This window comes from Microcoleus sp. AT8-B5 (assembly GCF_036705565.1).
Classification (GTDB): domain Bacteria; phylum Cyanobacteriota; class Cyanobacteriia; order Cyanobacteriales; family Microcoleaceae; genus Microcoleus.
In genome coordinates this window covers 172209-197159 of sequence record NZ_JAUBUY010000001.1, presented here as the reverse complement: position 1 = coordinate 197159, position 24951 = coordinate 172209, and the positions used below count along the sequence as shown (strand labels likewise).

Sequence of the window (24951 nt, the reverse complement as noted above, 5' to 3'; positions counted from 1 at the left end):
AAGCGAGATTTGTCCCCGCGTTGCTAAGGGGGGAAGCGAGATTTGTCCCCGCGTTGCTAAGGGGGGAAGCGAGATTTGTCCCCGCGTTGCTAAGGGGGGAAGCGAGATTTCTCTCCCCCTTAGTAAGGGGGGGTAAGGGGGGGGTTAGAGCAGTGCGAACTAAACTTAAATCTAAAGTTCCGCCGCCAAAATCAACTACTAAAACTAGAGAACCGGGGCGTTGTACTGCATATCCCAGGGCGGCGGCTGTGGATTCATCTATTACCTGAACTTCCGCAACTCCCAAACTTTCTCCTAAGTCGCGAAACCAATCTAGATATCGCTCAAATGCTCCGACTGGTACTGTAAAGATTACTTTTTCTGCCTGTATATTTTGTAAATATAATTGTTTCCAAATACTTGTGATAAACTGTTCGGCTACTGATTCGGATGTGTAGGTTTCGCCGTCGATATTACGGGGTGGGGGCTGAAAGTCAGCGGCTAAATTGCGTTTAAAAGCTTTGAAAAAACGGTCTGGTTGGGATTGCCCCAAACGCTGCGATCGCACTTTTTCTCCCAGCACCAACTCTTCGGCATTTTTCACAAATACTAAAGTCGGCACTACAGAGATTTCTCGAACATCTCCGCCCGAATTATTCGTTTTAAAAATGCGGGACATCTCGCCCAATCTCAAAGTTTCTGGTGTTTGCGTATCCGGGTTAAGAATGCAGACAACCGTGTTGCTGGTACCGAAGTCAATGGCAACTGTAGTCATGGTGATTTTAGATTTTAGATTTTAGATTTTAGATTTTAGATTTTAGATTTTAGATTTTATTTTTCATTGGCAAGTGTAGTCATAGTGATTTTAGATTTTAGATTTAATTTTTCATTCCCGCTGGAAGGGTACGACTAACTTTAGCAGGAGTAAGAATTTGCTCTCCCTCCCGATAGCCGACAAACCGAATATAAACTAATTCTCCTTCGGTTATATCCTCAACATCCGGCTGGTGCAACTGCGGATTGTAAGCAGTTTGTTCCCAAGCAGAACCGATTGTTTGAAAATCCCAGCTTGATAACAGGTTTTCTAAGGGAGTAAACAAAGCTGAGAGATTTTTGGCTGGCATATCCGGCTTGGCTTCAGCCATTTTGCGGGCGGCGGGATAGTTGGTTAACAAAGTTTGCAACTGTTCAAAGGTAGCGCGGCGGAAATCGGCAGTTAGTTGAGCTTTTTGCTGCTGCAATTCTTCTCGCAGCCGGAAACACTGCTGCCTCAATTCTTCAATTTCGCTGGGATTATTTGTGATTGTAGCCGACATTGGCAGCGCGCTCAAAGTGCGATCGAACTCTTGAAAATTCAAATTCAGCACTGTTGCCAGCCGCCTCAGTTGGTCTAGCGTGAGTTTTCCCACGTCTCCCTGCCGCACTAAGCGCACCCCAAAGCGACTTAAGCCTGCTTTTTCGCCTAAGTCTTGCCAATCGAGAATGTCTAGCTGATTCATGCGTTCCCGCAGAATTGTATCGTACTTAAACTCGATCGCATCTCCCGCCTCAGATGCAGCATAAAGATAGACTAAAATTAGAAAAATGCCCCCGACAGCTAGGGCGAAGCTGAAGGCAGGCAGTGTTGTTACATCAACTGTTGCACCCAGGATATCAAACATCTTTAACTCTTCTAAACTTGTTTTAAAGTCTGGGTTTGTTCAACGACCAAATTTTCTTCGCCTTCGTAGTATTCTGGCAGCAAGTCTTGAGATTCTACTTTTCCGAGGGCTTTTTCAATTCCGGCGGTGGTTTCGGTGCAACTCGAACCGGTGGCGTTGAGGACGGTTTCGGTAATTTTGCCGTCTTTGCCGATGCGGTATTCTATTTGGCGGTATTCTGCCATAATTCTGCCTCTTGGTTTAATGCTTTACTGTTGACGGTTGAGTGTTGAGTTATATTATAGATTCTATTTACCAATTATTCTAATGAATTTTTGTAGCGACAATGCAACCGGGGTTTCGCCGGAAATTATGGCGGCGATTGCAGCGGCTAATTGCGGTGCTGTGATGTCTTACGGAGATGATGAATATACGCAGCGTTTGCAAGTTAAATTTTCGGATTTGTTCGAGACATCTGTGACTGTTTTTCCTGTAGCAACCGGTTCTGCTGCTAATGCTCTAGCCCTGGCGGTTGTTACTCCTCCTTACGGCGCTGTTTACTGTCACGGGGCATCTCATATTAATGTAGATGAATGCGGCGCGCCGGAGTTTTTTACAGGCGGTGCCAAGTTAGTTACAGTAACAGGAAATCATGGTAAAATAGAGGCAGAGACTTTAGGAAAAATACTCGATCGCGCTGGTGCAGGTGTCGTCCATCACGTACAGCCCGCAGCCGTCAGCATCACTCAAGCAACGGAGGCCGGCACAGTCTACCATCCAGCAGAAATTTCCCACATTTCGGAAGTAGTTCGCGCTCACAATTTGCACCTGCACATGGATGGAGCTCGCTTTGCCAATTCTGTTGCGAGTCTTGGCTGTTCTCCTGCGGATGTCACTTGGCGGGCTGGTGTGGATATTCTCTCGTTTGGAGCGACAAAAAACGGCGCAATGGCTGCGGAAGCGGTGGTTTTTTTTAATCAAGAATTAGCAAAGACTTTCCCTTTTTACCGCAAGCGCAGCGGGCATCTTTTCTCGAAAATGCGGTTTTTGTCGGCACAGTTGGAAGCGTATATAACGGATGATTTGTGGCTAAAGAATGCGGCTCATGCAAATAATATGGCAGCAAAATTAGCCGAAGGTTTAGCGGGAGTTGAGGGAACGAAGTTTTTCCATCGGGTTGAAGTCAACGAGATTTTTATTCAACTTCCAGAATCGGTAATTACAGCGGTTTTAGCTGAGGGTTTTCTGTTTTATCGGTGGGATGAATGTACTGTTAGACTGGTAACGGCTTTTAATACTTTGGAAGCGGATGTTATTGCTTTCGTGGAAGCGGTTAAACGACATCAATGATTAAAATGTAGGGGCGGGTTTTACGAATAATATCGGCCAGCTATGAACAATCTAAGAAACCCGCCCCCACCTAACAAATAATCCACATCAACCTTGATTTATATTAAATGCAAAAATAGGCGCGGGGATTTCTCGTTGGGTGGGGGCGGGTTTGAGAGATTGTTTGTTATTTACAATTATTGTTGGTGAACCCGCCCCTACATTTTTAATGCGAAAAATAGGCGCGGCATTTCTCGTTGGGTGGGGGCGGGTTTGAGAGATTTTTGGTTATTTACAATTATTGTTTGTGAAACCCGCCCTACAATTTAATAGGTTCAGGAATAGGTTCTGCAACTGCGGCTAGTTCTGGTTCAACTTCTTCGAGATGTGCTTCTAAAAGCGCCAGATTTCTCATGTTTGATTTATAAAAAGCATCGAAGATATCTCCGACTAAAGGTACGGAACCAACCACGGCTTCTAGACCGATATTGTAAACCATTTTCCCTAGAGTTTTTTGGGGAATATTGAATCGAGTTGCTAAATAAATTAGGTAGGCGGAAAACGCGGTATCTACGATATCCCCAGCACCCGGAACTAAACCGATAATGGGGTCTAAACCAATGCGAAATTTAGTGCCGGGGATGCCAATGGCGGTATCCATCAAGCGGCTGAGTTTGCGGATGCGGTTGAGGGTGGCGAGACGCTCTATGTTGTTCATATTATTATTCTTGAACTAGCTGGAAAATTTGAAATCTGTCGGAAGACGGAAAAAACCATCTAGAAACCGCTCATTTTCCATCTTCGCTAATATGCTGAATTCCCCATTCGTGCATGGCATTAATAATCGGTTTGAGACTTTCGCCCAAAGGCGTTAGCGAATATTCAACTTTTGGCGGCACTTGCAGGTAAATTTCCCGGTGCACGATCCCGTCTGATTCCATTTCCCGCAGTTGCTGCGTCAGCATCTTCTGAGTAATGCCGTTGACAGCTCGTTGCAGCTCGTTAAAGCGCTTCACTCCTGGAAACAACTCCCGCAGAATCAAGACTTTCCAGCGCCCGCCTATCACCTCTAGAGTGCGTTCTACAGGGCAATTTGCTCGATCGACTTTTACTTCTTGGACTTGCATAGTATCCTTTTGGTAACTACCCTACTTTTAAGTGCGTACTTCCCATAATAGCTTGACTCGGTTTAAAGTAGAAACATCGCAGAAATCAAACAAACTAAACCAATAAATATATTCCTGCATCTGGCATCAATCAAAAAGGAGAACACGATGAGCCAACCTGTGATTGCTGATAACAAACCCGCCGTTATGGAACTTGAACCCGGTACTTACTACTGGTGCACCTGCGGTCAAGCTAAGAATCAGCCTTTTTGTGACGGTTCCCATAAAGGTAGCGAATTTGTGCCGCTAGCTTTTGAAGTAACTGAGAAAAAAACTGTGGCGATGTGCAACTGCAAGTCTACCGCAAATTCTCCATTTTGCGACGGCGCTCATAGCAAACTTTAAAGGCAGCAATAATCAAGGAGAAACCAATCGTGCATCAACCGCTTTTGGTTTCATTTGACAACTAAATAGGACTTAGGCATCAATACCAAAGAAACCCGGTTTTTCACCGATATTAAAGCTGCGATGCACTACTATCCTAAAAGAAACCGGTTTCTACGTCCAGGGCTGCTAAACAAACACCACAATTTTCATGATTTTTAAATTAGGAGGAGAAGATGATTACCGTTAGAAAAAGTGAAGCAAGAGGACACGCTAATCATGGTTGGCTGGACAGTTACCACACATTTTCTTTTGCCGGCTATTACGATCCAAATTATATGAATTTTCGCTCTTTGCGGGTAATTAATGAGGATGTCGTTAGCCCCGGCAGAGGTTTCGGCACTCACGGACACAGCGACATGGAAATCATTACTTATGTATTAGAAGGAGCCTTAGAACACAAGGATAGTTTGGGTACTGGTGCAGTGATTAAACCCGGTGAAGTGCAGCGGATGAGTGCAGGTACGGGTATCCAGCACAGCGAGTTCAATAACTCGCAAACAGACCCGGTTCATTTGCTGCAAATCTGGCTGTTACCCGATACAAAAGGCTTGCAGCCGAGTTACGAGCAGCGCGAATTTCCCCTAGCAGAAAGGCACGGAAAACTGCGGTTAGTGGCGGCGCGAGATGCCAGAGATGGTGCTGTGAAAGTGCATCAAGATGTGGATTTGTATGCGGCTGTTTTGGATAAAGATTCGCGGGTTTCTCATGCTTTGCAGCCGAATCGCCATGCTTGGGTGCAAGTTGCTCGCGGCTCGGTTTTGCTGAACGGTTTGACTTTGGAAAATGGCGACGCTGCGGCGGTTAGTGGCGAGTCTGAGTTGGCGATTGAAGCGGCGGAAGATGCGGAATTTTTGCTGTTTGATTTAGCATAAAATTGAATGCGAAATCCCCGAATTATCCAAGAATTCGGGGATTTAATTCGCTGGTATCTGACACATCAAAAGGATTTCAAGAATTAACAGAAATATTCTTTTTAGGTCGTCCGCCTTTCTTGCCATTTTTCCGTGCTGCTGCTGATTTAGAGCTTGAAGTTGCCTGTCCTCCCTTTCTACCTAATTCAGCCATCCAAGATTTTGTCCCAAAAATACCTGCGATAAGTTCGGGAATACCAAAATCAACATCTAAGCTTTCCCAGTGGACGCTGCTACCGGAAGGAGGTAGCCAAACATCAGCAAGTTGTTCTGGTGAAGCACCTTCTAAGCCTTGTGCCAGCTTTGGCGGAAAAGAAAAAATAGCACCGTTTTTTAGTTTGATCGCAATTAAATCTTCCGACTGATTGTAATGCACGGATTCGGCGCGGGGTTCTGTCGCCTCGGCTTGTTTCCATGCTTCTTTGGCTTTGGCTATTTGCTCTCGGAGATTTTCCTCGGTTAATTCTTTGTCCCAGTTTTTAAATGCCATGTATTTCCTCCCATTTACTTAACAGCATTTCTTGATTGGTCGCTATAAGTTTAAGTGCATTCACGATGTCTTTATTCTTTATTAGATCGTGAGCATAAACTAAAGTAGGAGGTGCTTCCTCACTGCCAATATTAATCTTGAGTTCCATCTGGTTAGCGTCATTTTTTCTACCTTTAAAGACGTGGACATGAGCGGGGATATGGTCGTTAGTATATATGTAAACAAATAAATTGTTCTTGATGTCTTCTATAACTTTGGGCATAATTTTATCGTTAATTTTAAAAAATTTTATATATATTACATATAATAACCCAAGCGTTTGGTTTTGTCAAGTGCAGATGCCTTAGTATTGATATTTTGCACCTGCGGTTACAGTCCGCAAGGGACTTAAGTCCCTTGCTCAAAGCTGAAGTCCTCTCAAGAGGACTGAAGAAGTTTATGTTAAGTTGAAAAAAAAAATGAATTACAGCAGAACAATTCCGGCTATTTTGAGTGCTACGATCGCCCTGAGTTCGATCGCCCTCATCCCACTGACATCACCTCAAATCGCCCTCGCATTAACCGCCGACAAAGTTAAAACCGTTGCCCAACAAATTACTGTTCGCATCCAGGGGCCAAAAGGCGGTTCAGGAGTAATTTTAGAGAAGCAGGGCAGCACATACTATATTCTCACAAACTGGCACGTTGTCGATAAAGCTGGCGATTACGAGGTCGTAACTCCCGACGGCAAAGCTCACTCTGTATCATACAGCCTCGTGCGGCGAATGCCCGGTGCGGATTTGGCGATCGTCCCCTTCAGCAGCACTCAAAGCTACCCCCTGGCTCAATTAGCTAATTCCGCAGCAACTAAGGGAAACAAGGCTTATGTGGCGGGCTGGCCGATATCCGGCGGTTCTCTGAGACAGCCGATTTTCCTCGCCACGGAAGGCCAGCTTACCGGCCGCCAAACTCCCTGGAACGGCTATACTTTGGTCTACAACAACTTAGTGAGAGCGGGCATGAGTGGGGGGCCGGTGCTCGATGACGCGGGGCGAGTTGTCGCAATTAACGGCATTGTTAGGTTAGAGGAAAACTCCGATAAAATCGTGGCGGCGGGGATAGAAATTAATACTTTCATGAAATGGCGATCGACTATTTCCCTGCCAGTAGTTCCCCAATCTCCTACTGCCGGAAACCCGAAAACTCCGGCGAATAATGCGCCCCGCACGCCCGCAAGTGCGATCGCCTTTGCTGCCACAAATACCCTCAAAGGGCCTTCGGAAGTTGTCAGTTCCCTTGCCCTAGCTTCAGCTTATTTTACTACAGGAAATAGCAACGGCACAATCTCTGTTTGGAATTTTCCCAGCGGGCAATTAAAAACTACCCTGCAAGGACACACGGAAGCCGTAAACGCACTGGCTGCGAGTGCGGATGGCAAGGTGTTAGCTAGCGGCAGCGACGACAAAACTGTGAAAATTTGGAATTTAGAAACGGGCGCGGTTGTACGGACTTTGAGCGGGCATTCCAATGCTGTTTCGAGCGTTGCCGTTAGTCCTGATGGTCAATTTGTAGCCAGCGGTAGTTGGGACAAAACGATTAAGATTTGGAACCCAAAAACAGGAGAGTTGCTGCGGACTTTGAGTGGGCATTCTGGGTTGGTGAATGCTGTTGCAATCAGTCCTGACAACAAAACTTTAGCTAGTGGCGGTAAAGACGGTTCAATTAGGTTGTGGAATTTAGTTACAGGTCAAGCAATTCGCACGATTAGCGGCAAAAACTTGGCTGTTTTGTCGCTAGCTTTTACTCCCGACGGCAAAAGTTTAGCTGCGGGAAACAGCAATGGCACTGTTGGGTTGTGGAATGCGGTCAACGGGCTGTTAATTCGGCGTTTGAGCGGGCATACTGACGGGGTTTGGTCGGTGGCTTTTAGTCGGGATGGCACTACGCTGGTTACTGGGAGTTGGGATAAGAGTGTGAGACTTTGGGATGTGCGATCGGGGGATTTGAGAGGTAATTTGAGCGGGCATTCTGGCTATGTTAGTGCTGTGGCTATTAGCAGCGATGGGAAGACTATTGTTAGTGCGGGTTGGTTGGGGGAAATTAAGATTTGGAAAAGGAGTTGAGATTTTTTTTATTTAACCGCAGAGGGCGCAGAGGGCGCAGAGGAAGAGTAGAGAGAACAGGGTTTGCATTTGATTGAGTGGTGTTATACGATCGAGATATTTGGGATAAAAAAATGAGTGGACTAAAGACTAAATTGCCAACTGATATCTGGGTGGTAGCGACATGGGAAGAATTCATCGCGATGGCAGATGACCCAGCTTACAGTAAAGCCAAATGCTATTACCGCAACGGACAAATGAGGATTGAAACTATGTCAGTAGGGCCTGATCATTCACGAGATAATGCGATCGCACTTTTCGCAATTAACCTATTTTGTACTATCAAAGGTATTTCTCTTAACGGATTGGATAACTGTAGCTACCGGAAAACAGGAGTGCGAGAGTGTCAACCGGATGTATCATACTATATTGGAGAAAGAGCGCAATTAGCACCGAGGGGAAGTTCGATCGCAAGTCTTGACGTTACCCCACCGCCAGATTTGGTCATAGAAGTTGCTGACTCAACTTTGGCTGATGATATTGGTGAAAAACGGTTGCTTTACGAAGAGTTAAAAGTTGCTGAATATTGGGTAGTAGACGTGCAGAAATCTCAAATTATTGCCTTTGCTATTATTGCTGATAATGGCAGTCGGCGGCTTGTGCGATCGGAAGTTTTGCCGGGATTAACTATTGCTGTGTTGGAAGAGGCTTTGCGGCGGAGTCGCACTGAAGATCAAGCACAGGTAGGGGCTTGGTTGTTGGCTCAATTTCAGCAGCAGTAATCCAAATAGAAAGCGATCGCCCTCTCTGCAAAAAAGCGCGATTGTCCAACCTACTCGATCTTAACTCCCCAAGCTACACTACTAAATCTTCGATCGAGAATTTCAATAAGTCGCACAGGGCTTTCATCTGTGCTGGGTATAGCTTGGGGACGTGTCTGTCGGTTTCCCAGTTGATTACTGTGGATTCCACCACATTACACGCTCTTGCCACTTGTATTCGAGTCAAACCTAGACTTTCACGTCTTTCTCTTAGCTTTTGCCCCAGCGTCATTATCTATCCCGTACTTAGTTCAGTTGATTCTATTTATTCAGTTGACTATATGTAGTTGGTGTCCTAACCTAGAGATAGACACAAAGTCTAACAAAAGTCAAAAGCCAGTCCCCGCCCTAGACAAGCATTGAACTGGCTTTGGCTCCAACACTGAATGGAGACAAACTTAATTATGCCCTACAAACAGCGCCTTAACAGGTGGTTGGTTGTTCGCCTGCTTCCCAATATGCAGCGAATCACTGTGGCCCACTTTTTCAGGCATTCCGATGCTGACGGCTATCTGCGGATCGTCCGGCAGTTAATCCCCAAGGCTCAATTTGTGATTGTTTTTAATGCCGATATCAACCTAGAAACAGCGCCTAACAACATCGAAGGCAGCTAGTTGAGGGTTTGGTTAGGCACAGAACCTACTGGTAGGGTGCGTCGGTTGGTAGGGATTCGATGTACATCGGCTAATCATTTCCCCGCGCCGCACCCTACTACCTAGCATTTTGCTTCAACTAGACAGCAGGAGTCCCGCGCTCTACCGCAGGGCGTGAGCGTCGGAAGGAATGCGCGTGAGTGAAGAGATCCACCCCTGACCAAAACCGACAATCTTTAGATGTTGGAAGGGAAGGGGTGGTCGAAGAACGAACAGATTCCTGATCCTGCCCCGTCGCCAACAAAACCCGCCTATTGGAGCGAGGTAGTCACTCGGTCGGGTATGATAGTGCGCGGTTTTACTGCCTACCAGCTCGATAAAATGCACTACGGCGATTCCCTACGGGATAGGTACGGTAGGACATGGTGGAAAGAAGTGATCGATAAGGGTAACGAGAATTTACGGCCACTAGGTTCCCGTGCAAACACAGTGTGGTGTCGGTAAGGACAAAACTTGAAAATGAATTATTTTACTCAACCCGTTAGCGCTGCTAGAGGTAACGGGTTTTTTGCTTAAATCCAAAATCCAAAATCTAAAATAGCAATTAACATAAAACCCAGTTTTGTTCTGAGGCACGCTTGCTTAATCGCAAATACCGCTAACGGGTCGGTAGAAGATTGATAGAAGAGCTCGCTTGTAAGTGACTACTGGATAAGGGACACTGGGACAGGTGAACAGGCAAAAACAAGGCCCAAAAAGCCTCTAAAATGGCTGTTTTGCTAGAGTGTTGATAGAAATCAGGTACTTAGAGGCTGAAAGTATTGGAAAATGATTGAAGTAGATGAGTTAAGCAAAACTTACGGTTCGACCGCAGCGATCGCGGACGTGTCCTTCTCGGTCGAATCAGGAGAAATTCTCGGTTTTTTGGGGCCAAACGGCGCTGGTAAAACCACAACCATGCGGATTTTGTCGGGATATTTGCCGGCATCCAGCGGTACGGCCCGCATCGCCGGCATGGATGTTCACGAAAACTCGATGGCAGTCAGACAGCGCATCGGTTATCTGCCGGAAAACCCGCCACTGTATCCAGAAATGACTGTGGAAGGGTTTCTGTTTTTTGTCGCCCGGATTAAGCAAGTGCCTGCGGGCGATCGCGCGCGACGAGTTACCTCCGCGATCGAACGCTGCGGCCTGGTTGATAAACGCAAAGTTTTAATCCGCAAACTTTCTAAAGGATTTCGCCAGCGCGTCGGTATCGCGCAGGCGATCGTCCACGATCCACCGGTCATTATCTTAGACGAACCAACCGTCGGCCTCGACCCCCGACAAATCATCGAAGTCCGCAATTTAATCAAAAGTCTGGGTGGCCAGCACACAATCATCCTTTCCACGCACATTCTGCCGGAAGTCAGCATGACTTGCAACCGCGTCACCATCATCAATCGCGGTAAAATCGTCGCTGCGGGTAGTCCCGAAAATTTGATGGGAGAGTTGGCTGTAGGAGAGGGTTACGAACTCGAAGTGGAAGGGGAGGCGGATTTGGTAAACAGTCTGCTGTTGCCTTCTTTGGAAAATGTGCCGGGAGTTCGATCGGTGGAATTGATTCCAAGCCAGCAATATTTAGTGAATCGCTACCGCCTGCGGGCATTGTGCGAATCGGAAAGAGAACCCGGACGAGAAATTGCTACAGCTATCGTCGCCTCTGGATTTGGACTGTGCGAAATGCGTCGCTCTCGCGCTACTCTCGAAGATGTCTTTTTAAGGCTGACAGCGGCTGAAAAGAAACCAGAAGAAAATCTGGTTCACAGCGAACCGGAGGTCGATCAAAATCTGCAACAAGCAGCAGAAATTCAAAACTCGATCGCCGATTCTCATCAATCTGAATCGCAACCGACGATCATCCCGGACAATCTGCCCGTTTCAAATAAACCAGAGTCTCTCTATGATTCTCATTCAGCATCGGAACCAGTTGCAGAAGCTGAAGAGTTACTTTCTGATTCTCATTCCGCATCGGAACCGGTTGCAGAAACCGTAGAGCCGATAGAACTTTCTCCACCAGAATTAGAATCAGTTGCAGAAACCGTAGAGCCGATAGAACTTTCTCCACCAGAATTAGAATCAGTTGCAGAAACCGTAGAGCTGATAGAACTTTCTCCACCAGAATTAGAATCAGTTGCAGAAACCGCAGAGTTGATTGAACATCCTCAACCAGAATCTGAACCAGTTGCAGAAACCGTAGATTTGAGTGAAGCGAAGCATCACCGTTTGGGTGTCACAGAAACCCGAGGATCTTACTCGCTACAGATATCTAAACAAGCAAGCAGGATGCTCACTTTTGTAAAAAATGTTTTTTATAAAAGTGAGAAACTCCCGATAGAACCTTCTCCACCAGCACCAGTTGTCGAAAATCTAGAAGTTTCAGAAACCGTAGAGTCGATCGAGCATCATGAACCAGAACCGATAGTCGAAAATCTGCCCGTTGTTTCAGAAACAGTAGAGTCGATCGAGCATCATGAACCAGAATCCGAACCAGTTGTCGAAACCGTAGAGTCGATCGAGCATCATGAACCAGAACCGGTTGTCGAAAATCTGCAAGTTGTAGAAACCGTAGAGTCGATCCAACCTTCTCAACCAGAACCGGTTGTCGAAAATCTACTTATTGTAGAAACCGTAGAGTCGATCGAGCATTCTCAACCAGAACCGATAGTCGAAAATCTGCAAGTTGTAGAAACCGTAGAGTCGATCGAGCATCATGAACCAGAATCCGAACCAGTTGTCGAAACCGTAGAGTCGATAGAGCATCATGAACCAGAACCGATAGTCGAAAATCTGCAAGTTGTAGAAACAGTAGAGTCGATCGAGCATCCTCAACCAGAACCGGTTGTCGAAAATCTGCAAGTTGTAGAAACCGTAGAGTCGATCGAGCATCATGAACCAGAATCCGAACCAGTTGTAGAAACCGTAGAGTCGATCGAGCATCCTCAACCAGAACCGATAGTCGAAAATCTACTTATTGTAGAAACCGTAGAGTCGATCGAGCATCATGAACCAGAACCGATAGTCGAAAATCTACTTATTGTAGAAACCGTAGAGTCGAGCCAACCTTCTCAACCAGAACCGATAGTCGAAAATCTGCAAGTTGTAGAAACCGTAGAGTCGAGCCAACCTTCTCAACCAGAATCCCAAGCAGTTGCAGAAACACCAGAGGAAATAAGCGATTTAGAACCAGAAATGCAACCAGTGGCAGATTTTCTGGAAATTGTAGAAAAACAAGAGTCGATCGAACTTTCTCAGTCAGAACCGATAGTCGAAAATCTACTCATTGTAGAAACAGTAGAGTCGATCGAGCTTTCTCAGCCAGAATCAGAACCGATTTTAGATGCACCAAAGTCGATCGAGCTTTCTCAGCCAGAATCAGAACCGATTGTAGATGCACCAAAGTCGATCGAGCTTTCTCCACTAGAACCTGAACCGATTGTAGATGCACCAAAGTCGATCGAACTTTCTCCACTAGAACCTGAACCGATTTTAGATGCACCAAAGTCGATCGAACGTTCTCAACCAGAATCCCAACCAGTTGTAAAAAATCGGCCAATTAAAAAAAAGCCACAACCGAGTAGCGATTCTCCGCCCGAACAGCCACCTGTTACCAAAAAGCGACCAATAGAAAGAAAAAAACAGGATAGCGACAGCAGTGAAACACCACCCGCAGGCGACTCAGAATGAACCAATTACCAATGCCCAATTACCCATTCCCAATTCCTAAATGTTAGTAATGATTAGTAATATTGTCGCAATTTACCGCAAAGAACTACAAAGCTATTTTGCATCGCCATTAGCCTATGCCATCGCAGCAGTCTTTTGGCTAATCACCGGCTACTTTTTAATAGCCATCCTCCTCGCCCCCGACGGGTTAATTCCCCAAATCGGCCAGCGAGACCAAATGGGAATTACCGAACCTCCCATCGACGTAGCCTACGAATTCCTGCAACTCTTCCTGCGAATCATGGGTTCCCTTTCCTTGTTCGTACTACCCGTACTCTCAATGGGACTTTACGCAGAAGAACGCAAACGTGGAACCTTAGAACTATTAGCCACATCGCCCTTAACAAACTGGGCAGTTGCTACCGGCAAACTCCTGGGAGTTTTAACATTTTATACCACAATGTTGCTGCCCCTGCTGTTCTGCGAGGCGATCGCCCTCAGTTCCTCAACCCCACCCGTACCCCCCGGAGTTCTTCTGCTAGGACACGGCGGCTTAATCTTACTAGCAGCAGGAGTATTGTCCCTCGGAATGTTTATTTCCTCCCTCACCGACAGCACAATTTTATCAGCCATCCTCACCTTCACTCTAGTATTATTTCTCTGGGTGATCGATGCAGTCGCCGTCAGTATCGGTGGCCCCTTCGGAACAGCATTAGGACATTTGTCGCTCCTAACAAATTACACCAATCTTGTCAAGGGAGTTTTCGATACCAGCAGTTTAATTATGTTTGCCAGTTACATCATTTTAGGAGTATTTCTGACCGCCCAATCCATCGATGCCTTGCGATATCAGCGTTCTTAAAAACACTAGACAAGGCAGAGACAGAGAAGGTTATTTTTGCCAAAGTAAAGAGAAGTAAAGAGCAAAGGGAAGGTTATTTTTCCCTGTTAATCATTCTACAAAATACCTCAAACAATGAGATTTATCAATCCCAAAATCGACTTTGCGTTCAAAAAAATATTCGGTTCCAGCGACAGCAAAGACATCCTGATTAATTTTTTAAACGCCATCCTTTATGAAGCACAGCCGGTCATCGAAGACTTAGAAATAATCGAATCCCAACCAGAACCTCAAACTCTCGCAACCCAAGACACACACCTAGATGTCAAAGCCACAATTAACGGCGGCAGAATCGCCCTAGTTGAAATTCAACTGATCAACGTGCCTTCCTTTGGGAACAGAGTTTTGTACAACGCTGCCAAAAGCTACAGCCAACAATTAACAGGAAAAGAGCGCTACGAAAGACTAAAAACAGTAATTTCCTTAAAAATTGCCGACTTTGAAATGTTTGAAAATCAGCCGGAATTTATGTCACGGTTTGTTTTCAAAGAAAAAGAGCAACAGTTTGAGTGTCCAGATACTCAAATAGAATTAGTATTTATCGAACTGCCAAAATTTAGCAAGGAATTAGCAGAATTAGAAACAACGGCAGATCAATGGATTTACTTTCTCGAAAAGACCAGCACTCTGGAGACAGTACCAGAAACACTCAGTGCAGTTCCCGAAATTCAGAAAGCTTTTAGAATTGCCAGCGAGGCAAACTTCACTCAGGAAGAATTAAATGAATTGCAGAAGCAAGAACTGTGGATTCTAGACCAGCAGATTGCCATAGATGTAGCAAGAGAACAGGTGACAAAAGCCGCTCAACTCTCGTTAATATTGCGTCAGCTAGTGAAGCGATTAGGCACAATACAACCGGAAACTGAAAACAGCATCCGTCAATTAGGTATACAGGAATTAGAAGAACTAGGAGATGCCGTGATCGATTTCAACAAGCCATCCGATTTAACAGCATGGTTGCAGGCTAATGCGATATAGAATAACATCCTTCAACCATAATTTTGTCACTCAATATTTACATTATGAAAATTAGGAAAACAAATTGGAAATACGTTTTTTTGCTGGGCCCCCTCCTCATCGCAGCGGGTGTAACAGCAGCACTTGTATCTGGAGTATGGGACCCGCTGACAGTCGGTTTAGTTATTGCCGGAGCAGTGACGATCGCCCTTTGGCTGCTATATTTGAGTTACGAACAAAGCTTTTGGGGGCAGCGTTCCACCCAAGCCAGCACCAACGCCCTGATTGCTACCCTCGCCGTCTTTGTGATACTCGGAGTAATTAACTTCATAGCCGTTCGCTATCCCGTCCGCATCGACTTAACCGAAAGCCAACAATTTACCCTTGCGCCGCAGACTCAACAAATACTGCGAAACCTGCAACAAACAGTCAAAGTTTGGGTATTTGACCCCATCCAAAATCCCCAAATTAAAGAATTGCTGCAAAGCTACAAACGCGAGGGAGGCGAAAAGTTCCAATTCGAGTTTGTTGACCCGCAGACCCAACCTGGAAAAGCGCGGGAATTTAGTATTACTAGCATCGGAGAAGTTTACCTGCAATCCGGCGACAGAAAACAGGTACTGCAAAAAGGTGGCACCGCTTTTGGTAGCGACCCAAATCAAGGTCTTTCAGAGATAAAACTTACCAATGGCTTAGAAGAAATCCTGAGCACTCGCGTTGCTAGAGTTTACTTTTTGCAAGGCAAAGGAGCCCGCCCGCTACAGGAAGGTCAAGGCGGAATTCAGCAAGCTGAAAAAGCTTTGAAAGATAAATACTACAACGTCCAAACCCTGAATTTGACCGAACGCAAAGAAGTGCCAGAAGATGCAGATGCTTTAATCGTTCCCGGCCAGGACAAACCGTTTTCCGATACAGAAATTAAAGCACTAAGAGCTTATCTCGATCGCGGCGGCAGTTTATTGTTAATGGTAGACCCGGCAATTGATACGGGATTGGGCAAATTGCTGGAAGAATGGGGCGTAAAACTAGACGCCCGTTTGGCCATCGATGCTTCGGGCACTGGTCAAAGATTTGGGCTGGGCCCCACGGTTCCCACAGTCAGGCGCTACGGCGAACATCCGATTACTCAAAGTTTTGGCAACGGCATTTCATTTTATCCGTTTGCGCGTGCTTTGGAAAACTCGCCAGTAGAAGGGATAGAGGCAAAACCGCTGATTTGGACGAGTCAGGAAAGTTGGGCGGAAAGCGATTTAACGACTAAGAAATTGGAGTTCGATCAGAAGACCGATAAACAAGGCCCGCTATTATTAGGTGTAGCTTTAGTTCGATCGACCACTGACAGCACTCCCTCAAAGCCCTCACCTTCACCAACACCTACTTCACCCTCGCCTTCACCCCAAGCATCACCGACAGATTCCCCATCGCCGATAGATTCACCCTCACCGACAATTTCCCCATCGCCGACAGATTCACCCTCACCGATAGATTCACCCTCACCGACAATTTCCCCATCGCCGACAGATTCACCATCGCCGACAGATTTACCATCGCCGATAGATTCACCATCGCCGACAGATTCACCCTCACCGATAGATTCACCCTCACCGACAATTTCCCCATCGCCGACAGATTCCCCATCGCCGACAGATTCACCATCGCCGACAACTTCGCCAACAGCTTCCCCAATCAGCTATTCGGTGATTGTCTCGCAAGAAGCAACGCCTCCAGCATTACCGACGACTTCGCCAACACCAGCAGCATCTCCCACAGCATCTCCCACAGCATCTCCCAGTCCAACCGCAACTCCTTCTGCGCCTTCAACTCCTAGAAAAACATCGCGAATGGTAGTAATTGGCACATCTCAATTTGTGACTAACGGTTGGTTTGACCAACAACTCAATAGCGACGTGTTTCTCAATTCAGTCAGTTGGTTGAGTAAACCAGACCAGCAAAGCTTTTCTATCAGTCCGAAAAAAGCTACTAACCGTCGCATTAACATGACGGCTATCCAAGTAGGATTGCTGGTTTTAGCTTGGCTAATTTGGCCTTTACTCGGACTGGGAATTGGGGGCGCTATCTGGTGGAAGAGAAGATAAGTTAGTTGACAGTTGACAGTTGTCAGTTGACAGTTGTCAGTTGTCAGTTGTTATTAATAACAGACTCCCCAATGCCCAATTCCCAATTCCCGATGCCCAATGCCCAATTCCCAATGCCCAATTCCCAGTTACTATGAAATTGCAGAAAAATACATTTGTATTGATAGCCGTCGCACTTAGCATGACTGGGTTGGTTGCTTTGTTCGAGATGCAAGTGGCTCCTAAACAGGAAGCTGCTAAGGAAGAACAACAGAAAATTTTTGCTTTTAACTCCGATCGCGTACAATTCTTTACAGTCAAAACTCCCGAAAAAATATTGACTTTTGAGCGAGTTTATGCTACAAAAGGAGGCAAGTCTAGCTGGGAAATGAAATTGCCAGTGCAAGCACACGCGAGTCAGGCATCGGTGGATTTTTTGCTAGACAGGCTGGCAACAGGAAAGAGCGATCGCACGATTAATACTACTGCTGCTCAACTGCCAGAATTCGGTCTAGACCAACCCCAAGCTACAGTCACAGTAAAACTGGACAACCAGGAAACTCACCGCCTAGTTTTAGGCAAAACAGACTTTAGCGGCCGCTTCTTGTACGCTCAAGCCAATCCGCCGGAAGCGCCCCCTCAAAATTCCGCCCAAAATTTGCCCGTGCTGCTAGTGCCTTTTGACTTTAAAAATGCCGTCCAACGACCTTTGTCAGAGTGGAAAAAAGCAGAAGCACCCAAAACAGAGAAACCGCAAAAACCCTCTCCCACGCCAAGTCCTGAGAATAAATAGATGCCCAGTTGATCTGAGATGTTGCACCATTCTCAATAAGGCTTTTATGAACAGGCAAGATGCCTGTTCCACAATAAAATTTACTCTTTGTGGAACAGGCATCTTGCCTGTTGCTGACAATGGTGCGCTCTGGGATAGAATTTAAAGAACAAATCCCAAAACCTGTTACATCCAACATTCCTCACCTAAAATACAGAAAAGTCTAAACTTAAACTGTATTTAAGTGGCGTGCATTACCCCCAGGAAAGGGCGAATATGTTTCAGACAGCACTCAACCAAGGTACGACAGCAACGGATACAGCGCTTGACGTTGAACTCCGCAAGGTCTTTAAGGTATTTAACGGCGAAACCGCAGTCCGCGGAGTTGACCTCAACATCCGCCAAGGAGAATTTTTTAGCATCCTCGGGCCCAGTGGCTGCGGCAAGACTACGACACTGCGCTTAATCGCTGGGTTCGAGACTCCCTCGGCGGGCGAATTGATGATTCGCGGCCAGTCGATGACCAACACTCCAGCTTACCGCCGTCCGGTAAATACTGTGTTTCAAAGCTATGCTTTGTTCGGACACATGAATGTCTGGGACAATATCGCTTTTGGATTGCGGATCAAAAAGCTGGGGAAAGCGGAAATTGAAGAACGGGTACGGGAAGTTTTGCAATTGGTGAAAATGGAATCTTTCGCCAACAGGTTTCCCGGTCAAATGTCGGGCGGCCAGCAGCAGCGGGTGGCTTTGGCGAGAGCTCTGGTAAATCGACCGGCGGTTTTGCTGTTGGACGAACCTCTGGGTGCTCTGGATTTGAAGTTGCGGAAGCAGATGCAGTTGGAACTGTCGAATTTGCATCAAGAATTGGGTTTGACTTTTGTGATGGTGACTCACGACCAAGAAGAGGCGATGAGTCTGTCTGACCGGATTGCGGTGATGCACGAGGGCAGGATTGAGCAAATTGGCTCTCCTGAAGAAATTTATGAGTGTCCGCAGACGGCTTTTGTGGCGGATTTTATTGGCGATACGAATTTGTTTGCGGGTACGGTAGAATCGATCGACCGATCGACTATCACAGTTCGCACATCAGCCAATCTGAAAATCATCGTTCAGCAGTCGGATATGTGGAATGGTGTCACAGGCGACTCGGTTGTTGTCAGCGTTCGGCCGGAAAAAGTATATTTGAATCTCTACCAGCCGGAAGTGTCGGTCAACTGTTTTGAAGGGCGGCTCAAAAATACTATGTACATGGGCACGCACGTTCATTACGTCGTTGAGTTGGCTTCGGGCGATAAAATTACAGTGCGCCAGCCAAATACTGGCGGTTCTTTCCCAGACCCGCACACGCCGATTTACGCTTACTGGGGAACTACTGATTGTCTCGCTTTGGGCGATCGGAATTAGTCAGTTGGCCGTTGGTAGTTGGTATCAGTCATTAGTCATTGGTTATTTGTTGGTGGTTGGTTATCCTAACAAATAACATAGAACAATTCCCAATTCCCAATTCCCAATTCCCCAATCTTCAATCTTCAATCTCCAAATCTAAAATCTAAAATCTAAAATCTAAAATCGAACTGTGCCTCCGACTAACTTACCAATTACCAGGATTTTCCCGGCTAATTCTACACGCCGTCAGTTCCTAAAAAATTCGGCGGCGACAATTTCCGGGTTAGCTGTTTCGAGTTGCGGCTGGCGACTTGCAGACGTGCAATCTGCTCCTCCCGTCCAAGGTTCTGCCGACCAACTTTTCATCTATACTTGGGCCGGCTATACCGATAACGCTTTGCTCGATCGCTTTGCCGAAAAAACAGGCATCCGCGTCATCGCAGATGTATTCGACTCCAATGAGTCGATGCTGGCGAGAGTTCAAGCCGGTGGCGCCCGCGCCTACAGCATCATTTACCCGTCTGACTACATGGTGATTCAGATGACGGAACTGGGGCTGTTGAGCCAATTAGACCACTCGATTTTGGGCGGACTCGATCGGCTAAAAAAACAGTTCCAAAACCCCGTCTATGACCCAGGAAACCGCTACAGCGTCCCTGTGAGTTGGGGAACCACAGGCTTAATTTACAACAGCGAACAGCTCAAAGAAGCTCCTGAAGATTGGGACTATTTGTGGAAGCACAAACAGGAGTTAGCAAGGCGAATGACGCTGGCAAATGATGTTCGAGAAGTTATGGGTGCTGCGTTGCGAATGTTGGGCTATTCTCTCAATTCTACGAACCCAGAGCAAGTGAAACAAGCTTATGAAAAGTTGGTTGAACTCAAACCGGCGATCGCATCTTTTACCACTGATGCTTGGCGGCCACAAATGCTGACGGGGGATTTGAAGGTAGCTATGTGTTATTCTTCTGATGCTAATGAGGTAATTCCAGATAATGACAAATTGCGCTATGTTGTGCCAAAAAGCGGTTCTTCTCTGTGGACTGACACTTTAGTAATTCCTAAAGGTGCTCCCAATCCAGAAGCAGCTTATAAGTGGATTAACTTTATGCTGCAAGCGGATGTCGCTGCTTCTTTAGTAGAACGGCTCAGTTTCTCAACTCCTTCGGAAGATGCTTTTAGTTTGCTGACGCCGGAAGTCCGCGAAAATGAAATTCTTTTCCCTTCTGAGGCAACTTTGAAAAATTGCGAAGGTGTTGCGCCGGTAGGAAAATTTATAGACGTGTACGATCGCTATTGGACTCAATTAACCAGCGGCTAATCTTATTTATTGCCATAAATTTCATGTAGATTTCGATTTACCGTGGGGTGGGGGCGGGTTTATGAGATTGTTTATTTTAGGCGATGATTGTAGGTGAACCCGCCCCTACATTACATTTCGATTTACCGTGGGGTGGGGGCGGGTTTATGAGATTGTTTATTTTAGGCGATTATTGTAGGTGAAACCCGCCCCTACAAATCAAAACTCAAAACTCAAAACTATTTATTTATGGCTGTTTCCACTCAAGCTCCCCCTCCTCTTCCTCCCGGTTCTCCCTCGAAGGCTGAAACTGTTTCTCGCTGGTCGGCGTGGGCTGGGCCACTGGCATTGCTGGGCCCTTCTGGCTTGTTGCTGCTTTTATTATTAGTCATACCAACTTTGGTGATTTTTCAGCTTAGTTTGGTTCCGAATATTAAGCCAGGAGATTTGGTGAATCCTTCGGGAATCGGCAATTACCTGCGAGTGTTTGAGCCGCTGAATTTACAGGTGATGGGTCGATCGCTCTTTTTCGCAACGGGGACTACTATTCTGTGTTTGCTGCTGGGATTTCCCGTCGCTTACTGGATCGCCCTCAATGTGTCGAAAAAGTGGCGGAATTTAACTTTGTTAGGCTTTGTGTTGCCGCTGTGGACTTCTTCGCTGTTGCGATCGTATGCTTGGATTACAATTCTGCGTCCTACGGGGGTTCTCAACTCGCTGCTGGCACTTGTAGGCATTCCTCCTCTAGAATTGCTTAATCAAAGCTCCGCAGTTTTAATCGGCATGGCTTACAGTTATTTGCCTTATATCGTGACAATTCTCTACGCTTCTTTGGAAAAGTTAGACCGCAGGTTGCTAGAAGCATCTCAGGATTTGGGTGCGAACCCAGTGGAAACTTTCTGGAAAGTGACAGTACCTCAGACGATGCCCGGAATTGCTGCGGGTTCTTTGCTAGTATTTATTAGCTGTTTGGGCGATTTTGTCGATCCAGAGTTGCTCGGTGGAGCTTCGAGCATGACGGCGGCTCGTTTAATTTACAATCAATTTTTGGGGGCGACTCAAAATTGGGGTCTGGGTTCGGCTCTGAGTATGGTATTAATCTTTGCAGTGAGTATCGGAATTGCCCTTTTGCTCAAATATGGCGATCGTAATGCAATTTAAAGAAGTCATTAGTCAGTAGTTATTAGTCATTAGTTATTGGTTACTGGTTATTGGTAGCTACTCACAAATAACAACTGACAACAACCGATTACCAATTACCAATTACCAATTAATTACCAATTACCGATTACCGAGAAATGGAAAATACCCCCGAAAATACACAGGAGGACATACAAGCCGATATGTACTTAAAACCTAAATTTAAGGTTTCTTGGCAGGTAATATTTGCCGTTGTGATGTTTTTTTATATGTACCTGCCCATCCTGGTACTCACCTTTTACAGCTTTAACAAATCGCGTTTTAGCGCCGGCTGGGAAGGATTTACCTTAGATTGGTACGTTAAATTATTTAGCGATACGCGGATTTTAATTGCCCTGAGAAACAGTTTAACAGTGGCTGTTTGTGCAGTGGCAATCTCGGCGGTACTCGGCACTTTGATGGCGGTTGGTTTAGCCCGCTACCGCTTTCCAGGCAAGAGTTTATATCAGGGAGTCTCCTACTTGCCGATTATTATTCCAGATATTGCTACCGCAGTTGCTACTCTGGTATTTTTAGCAGCGCTGGCGATTCCTCTGAGTTTGTGGACGATTGTCGCCGCTCACGTTGTGTTTTGTCTGGCTTACATCGCCCTAGCTGTTTCTACTAGATTGGCCGATTTAAACCCGTATTTAGAAGAGGCTGCCTTGGATTTGGGTGCAACGCCTGTTGAAGCTTTTATTAAAGTTTTGCTCCCTCAATTAATACCCGGAATTGTTTCGGGTTGTCTCCTGTCTTTTGTCCTCAGCATGGACGATTTTTTGATTGCGAGTTTTACCGCAGGTAGCGGGACTACAACTCTGCCGATGGAAATTTTTAGCCGGATTCGGACTGGGGTGAAACCTGATATTAATGCTCTCAGCGTGCTGTTGATAGTAGGTTCGGGAGGATTGGCGTTTTTAGCGGAATATTTGCGCGGCCGGGGCGAGCAAAAACGGGCTAATTAGTCATAGGTTATTAGTAACCAAAAAACCCGGTTTCTTAAAGGAACCGGGTTTCTGAAGCGGTAAGGTGCGAAGTACCCACCCTACATTGGTTCTGCGTCTAGGACAGAATTGCTGCTATTTTGCTGCTGGTAATTTCACTTTAGTAGCCAAACCTAGTGCTTCCAAAACTTGAATTGTCATCCAAGTGAAGTCAATCTCCCACCATTCCATCCCGTGACGCGCAGAGTATTGATAAGCATGGTGGTTGTTGTGCCAGCCTTCGCCGTAAGTCAGGACAGCCACCCACCAACAGTTAGTAGAACTATCCTTTGTTTCGTAAGTGCGATAGCCAAATTTGTGAGTGGCGCTGTTAACAAACCAGGTGCAGTGATAAACGAAAACTAAGCGGACAAAAATTACCCAAACTACAAAGGGCCAGCCGGCTGCTAAGTAAAGCAACACGCCAAAGGCGATTTGAATTGGCAGAAAGTAATTTTGCAAAAACTGGTAAAAGGGGTCGCTCGAAATGTCTTTTGTGCAGCGGGGAATTTCAGCGTGAGCTGGACCTTTATATAGCATCCAGCCGAGGTGACTCCACCAAAAACCCTTTTGGGCATTGTGAGGGTCGAGCGCATTTTGGTCAGAGTGGGTGTGGTGCAATCGGTGCAGCCCAACCCAATCAATTATTCCTCCTTGACAGGCAAGGGCTCCGCAAAATGCTAGAAAGTATTCTACGAATTTTGGTGTCTGAAAACTGCGGTGGGTGAGCAGGCGATGCCATCCGAGAGTTATTCCCAAACCGCCGGTTATCCAGTGCATGAATACTGTTAAACCAACTGCTGTCCAATTGAAGTTACTGGGTAGCAGTGCGAACAAAGCGCCGATATGAAGTCCTGCTAAACTAATAACGTGCTTCCAATTGTATTGGAGTTTTTCTTGCGTTGCAATTGTCATTCTCTTTTTGATTTCTGATGAGATGCCGAGCTAGATTCACGCATAATAGTTGGGATTGAGCAGTGAACTTTTTTGCTGCACACTTGCCCAAACTAATAAAGAATCAATGATAGATTTGGGATTAGGATTGAAAAAAATTTACGGTTGTATAGCAATCCTAAATGATTCAGATAAATTGGTAGGGGTAGTGCTAAGAGTGCCTACCCCCTATCTATCGGGCAACCGGGCGTGGGATTACCCCTACAATAATTATGCAAATGATTTAGGATTGCTATATTCTGAAAATAAAAACTTTGGCTGCTAAACAAAATTTTTTGTTCCCAATTATATTATAACTGATTCGGGTTTGGGTTGGGTCGATCGCACCAGGGGATTCGATCTCTGTTCAACCCAACCTATACCGATCGCAAAAACAGGATTAGCCATTGGTCACAAGCTATTAGTCCAGAACTGATGAGCGACAACCAATGACTAATTGCCGATCGCTATTTTTCTGCTAATTTCACTTTGGTTGCCAAACCCAGCGATTGCAGCAATTGAATTGTCATCCAGGTGAAGTCGATTTCCCACCATTGGAGACCGTGGCGAGCCGAGTATTGAAAGGCGTGGTGGTTGTTGTGCCAGCCTTCGCCGTAGGTGAGCAGAGCCACCCACCAGCAGTTGGTCGAGCGATCGCCCGATTCGTAGGTGCGGTAGCCGAATTTGTGGGTAGCGCTGTTAACCAGCCAAGTGCAGTGGAACACCACCACGATCCGCAGAAACACGCCCCAAACCACGAAAGACCAGCCGCCTAATAAATAAAGCAACACACCGAAGACAACTTGGATGGGGATAAAATATGCTTGGAGAAACTTGTATACTGGGTCGTCGCCGATGTCTTTAGTAAAGCGGGGGATTTCAACTCTGATCGGGAGATCCGAGAGCATCCAACCCATATGGCTCCACCAGAAGCCTTGATTGGAATCGTGGGGATCTGTTTCGGTGTCGGAATGTATGTGGTGTAACCGGTGCATTCCTACCCAGTCGATCGGGCCACCTTCACAGGAAAGGGTACCGCAAATAACTAGAAAATACTCTAGCCATTTCGGTGTTTGAAAACTGCGGTGGGTGACGAGGCGGTGATATCCGAGAGTAATTCCTAAACCACCTGTTACCCAATGCAGGAAGAGTGCTAGCCCGACCGCAGACCAGCTAAAATTACCCGGCAGCAAAGCAAATAAAGCACCGATGTGCAGAAAGGCCATAAAGCCTATGACAGGCCAATCAGGAGAAGTTTTTTTGGAAGTTGCAATCGTCATGAATATATTATGTTTACAAACTAGGGGCCGCATCTACGCCATAATGAACAGCGCGCACGCAAAGGGTGAGCGAGGTATAG

At 46.2% G+C, this 24951-nt stretch carries 24 protein-coding genes and 1 pseudogene; 15 read left to right on the top strand and 10 right to left on the bottom strand.

The features are described 5' to 3' along the window. The 3 genes from QUB39_RS00860 to QUB39_RS00850 all read right to left on the bottom strand — a co-directional run. Positions 1 to 754, bottom strand: a 754-nt coding sequence (locus QUB39_RS00860; protein WP_333408721.1) for an Hsp70 family protein, incomplete at its 3' end; no start/stop codon positions are given. A gap of 103 nt (positions 755 to 857) precedes the next feature. Then, complete coding sequence (locus tag QUB39_RS00855) at positions 858 to 1640, bottom strand: XRE family transcriptional regulator (protein ID WP_333210539.1); 783 nt, start codon at positions 1638 to 1640, stop codon at positions 858 to 860. Positions 1641 to 1651: 11 nt separating this feature from the next. Beyond that, positions 1652 to 1864, bottom strand: coding sequence for a DUF2997 domain-containing protein (locus QUB39_RS00850; RefSeq protein ID WP_333129970.1), 213 nt, complete (start codon positions 1862 to 1864; stop codon positions 1652 to 1654). An 82-nt stretch (positions 1865 to 1946) separates the two neighbouring features. Here QUB39_RS00850 and QUB39_RS00845 point away from each other — a divergent pair, with 82 nt between their 5' ends. Further along, positions 1947 to 2969 (top strand): beta-eliminating lyase-related protein, encoded by a 1023-nt coding sequence (locus QUB39_RS00845; RefSeq protein ID WP_333210537.1) that lies wholly within the window; start codon positions 1947 to 1949, stop codon positions 2967 to 2969. A gap of 298 nt (positions 2970 to 3267) precedes the next feature. On the opposite strand, the gene QUB39_RS00840 is transcribed toward QUB39_RS00845, so the two are convergent. Both QUB39_RS00840 and QUB39_RS00835 read right to left on the bottom strand, forming a co-directional pair. Beyond that, a complete protein-coding gene (locus QUB39_RS00840) occupies positions 3268 to 3666 on the bottom strand; it encodes a DUF4112 domain-containing protein (protein WP_333210535.1) in 399 nt (132 codons plus the stop codon). Positions 3667 to 3736: 70 nt separating this feature from the next. After that, positions 3737 to 4075: a winged helix-turn-helix transcriptional regulator gene (locus QUB39_RS00835; protein WP_015177415.1), complete on the bottom strand. Its 339-nt coding sequence runs from the start codon at positions 4073 to 4075 to the stop codon at positions 3737 to 3739. Between the two features lie 147 nt (positions 4076 to 4222). Between QUB39_RS00835 and QUB39_RS00830 the strand changes: the two genes are divergently transcribed. Together QUB39_RS00830 and QUB39_RS00825 are read left to right on the top strand one after the other, a co-directional pair. Beyond that, complete coding sequence (locus QUB39_RS00830) at positions 4223 to 4459, top strand: CDGSH iron-sulfur domain-containing protein (protein WP_333052739.1); 237 nt, start codon at positions 4223 to 4225, stop codon at positions 4457 to 4459. Between the two features lie 215 nt (positions 4460 to 4674). Continuing rightward, positions 4675 to 5373 (top strand): pirin family protein, encoded by a 699-nt coding sequence (locus QUB39_RS00825; RefSeq protein ID WP_333052738.1) that lies wholly within the window; start codon positions 4675 to 4677, stop codon positions 5371 to 5373. A 76-nt stretch (positions 5374 to 5449) separates the two neighbouring features. Here QUB39_RS00825 and QUB39_RS00820 read toward each other — a convergent pair whose 3' ends face one another. Together QUB39_RS00820 and QUB39_RS00815 are read right to left on the bottom strand one after the other, a co-directional pair. Continuing rightward, positions 5450 to 5902 carry a DUF2442 domain-containing protein gene (locus QUB39_RS00820; protein ID WP_333210532.1) on the bottom strand — a complete coding sequence of 151 codons (453 nt, stop codon included), beginning with the start codon at positions 5900 to 5902 and terminating at the stop codon, positions 5450 to 5452. After that, on the bottom strand, positions 5892 to 6164 hold the full coding sequence (locus tag QUB39_RS00815; RefSeq protein WP_333052736.1) for a DUF4160 domain-containing protein: 273 nt from the start codon (positions 6162 to 6164) through the stop codon (positions 5892 to 5894). The genes QUB39_RS00820 and QUB39_RS00815 overlap by 11 nt, the downstream gene beginning before the upstream one ends. 196 nt (positions 6165 to 6360) lie before the next feature. Here QUB39_RS00815 and QUB39_RS00810 point away from each other — a divergent pair, with 196 nt between their 5' ends. Beyond that, a complete protein-coding gene (locus QUB39_RS00810) occupies positions 6361 to 8004 on the top strand; it encodes a WD40 domain-containing protein (RefSeq protein ID WP_333052735.1) in 1644 nt (547 codons plus the stop codon). 113 nt (positions 8005 to 8117) lie between these two features. Beyond that, complete coding sequence (locus tag QUB39_RS00805) at positions 8118 to 8765, top strand: Uma2 family endonuclease (protein ID WP_333210529.1); 648 nt, start codon at positions 8118 to 8120, stop codon at positions 8763 to 8765. 73 nt (positions 8766 to 8838) lie between these two features. Here QUB39_RS00805 and QUB39_RS00800 read toward each other — a convergent pair whose 3' ends face one another. Next, entirely contained in the window at positions 8839 to 9036 is a 198-nt protein-coding gene (locus tag QUB39_RS00800; RefSeq protein WP_332970604.1) for a helix-turn-helix transcriptional regulator, read from the bottom strand. Positions 9037 to 9208: 172 nt separating this feature from the next. Between QUB39_RS00800 and QUB39_RS00795 the strand changes: the two genes are divergently transcribed. The 10 genes and pseudogenes from QUB39_RS00795 (at position 9209) to QUB39_RS00750 (ending at position 22640) form a co-directional block, all read left to right on the top strand. After that, positions 9209 to 9418 (top strand): hypothetical protein, encoded by a 210-nt coding sequence (locus tag QUB39_RS00795; protein ID WP_332999805.1) that lies wholly within the window; start codon positions 9209 to 9211, stop codon positions 9416 to 9418. An 807-nt stretch (positions 9419 to 10225) separates the two neighbouring features. After that, a pseudogene (locus QUB39_RS00790) lies at positions 10226 to 11281 on the top strand (ABC transporter ATP-binding protein); the annotation flags it as partial. A 1882-nt stretch (positions 11282 to 13163) separates the two neighbouring features. Continuing rightward, positions 13164 to 13964 (top strand): ABC transporter permease, encoded by an 801-nt coding sequence (locus tag QUB39_RS00785; protein ID WP_333052732.1) that lies wholly within the window; start codon positions 13164 to 13166, stop codon positions 13962 to 13964. 114 nt (positions 13965 to 14078) lie between these two features. Beyond that, positions 14079 to 14981 carry an Rpn family recombination-promoting nuclease/putative transposase gene (locus QUB39_RS00780; protein WP_333210524.1) on the top strand — a complete coding sequence of 301 codons (903 nt, stop codon included), beginning with the start codon at positions 14079 to 14081 and terminating at the stop codon, positions 14979 to 14981. A gap of 44 nt (positions 14982 to 15025) precedes the next feature. Then, on the top strand, positions 15026 to 17056 hold the full coding sequence (locus tag QUB39_RS00775; RefSeq protein ID WP_333052730.1) for a Gldg family protein: 2031 nt from the start codon (positions 15026 to 15028) through the stop codon (positions 17054 to 17056). Positions 17057 to 17096: 40 nt separating this feature from the next. Next, positions 17097 to 17828 carry a DUF4340 domain-containing protein gene (locus tag QUB39_RS00770; RefSeq protein ID WP_333052729.1) on the top strand — a complete coding sequence of 244 codons (732 nt, stop codon included), beginning with the start codon at positions 17097 to 17099 and terminating at the stop codon, positions 17826 to 17828. 255 nt (positions 17829 to 18083) lie between these two features. Then, positions 18084 to 19214, top strand: coding sequence for an ABC transporter ATP-binding protein (locus QUB39_RS00765; RefSeq protein ID WP_333210519.1), 1131 nt, complete (start codon positions 18084 to 18086; stop codon positions 19212 to 19214). 172 nt (positions 19215 to 19386) lie between these two features. Further along, complete coding sequence (locus QUB39_RS00760) at positions 19387 to 20517, top strand: spermidine/putrescine ABC transporter substrate-binding protein (RefSeq protein ID WP_333052727.1); 1131 nt, start codon at positions 19387 to 19389, stop codon at positions 20515 to 20517. A 228-nt stretch (positions 20518 to 20745) separates the two neighbouring features. Further along, positions 20746 to 21657, top strand: a complete 912-nt coding sequence (locus QUB39_RS00755) for an ABC transporter permease (protein WP_333233983.1) — start codon at positions 20746 to 20748, stop codon at positions 21655 to 21657. Between the two features lie 137 nt (positions 21658 to 21794). Continuing rightward, a complete protein-coding gene (locus QUB39_RS00750) occupies positions 21795 to 22640 on the top strand; it encodes an ABC transporter permease (RefSeq protein ID WP_333210517.1) in 846 nt (281 codons plus the stop codon). Between the two features lie 114 nt (positions 22641 to 22754). Here the strand turns inward: QUB39_RS00750 and QUB39_RS00745 are convergent, their stop codons facing one another. Both QUB39_RS00745 and QUB39_RS00740 read right to left on the bottom strand, forming a co-directional pair. After that, on the bottom strand, positions 22755 to 23573 hold the full coding sequence (locus QUB39_RS00745) for a fatty acid desaturase (RefSeq protein ID WP_333052724.1): 819 nt from the start codon (positions 23571 to 23573) through the stop codon (positions 22755 to 22757). Between the two features lie 485 nt (positions 23574 to 24058). After that, positions 24059 to 24871, bottom strand: coding sequence for an acyl-CoA desaturase (locus tag QUB39_RS00740; protein WP_333210514.1), 813 nt, complete (start codon positions 24869 to 24871; stop codon positions 24059 to 24061). Positions 24872 to 24951 lie beyond the last annotated feature (80 nt).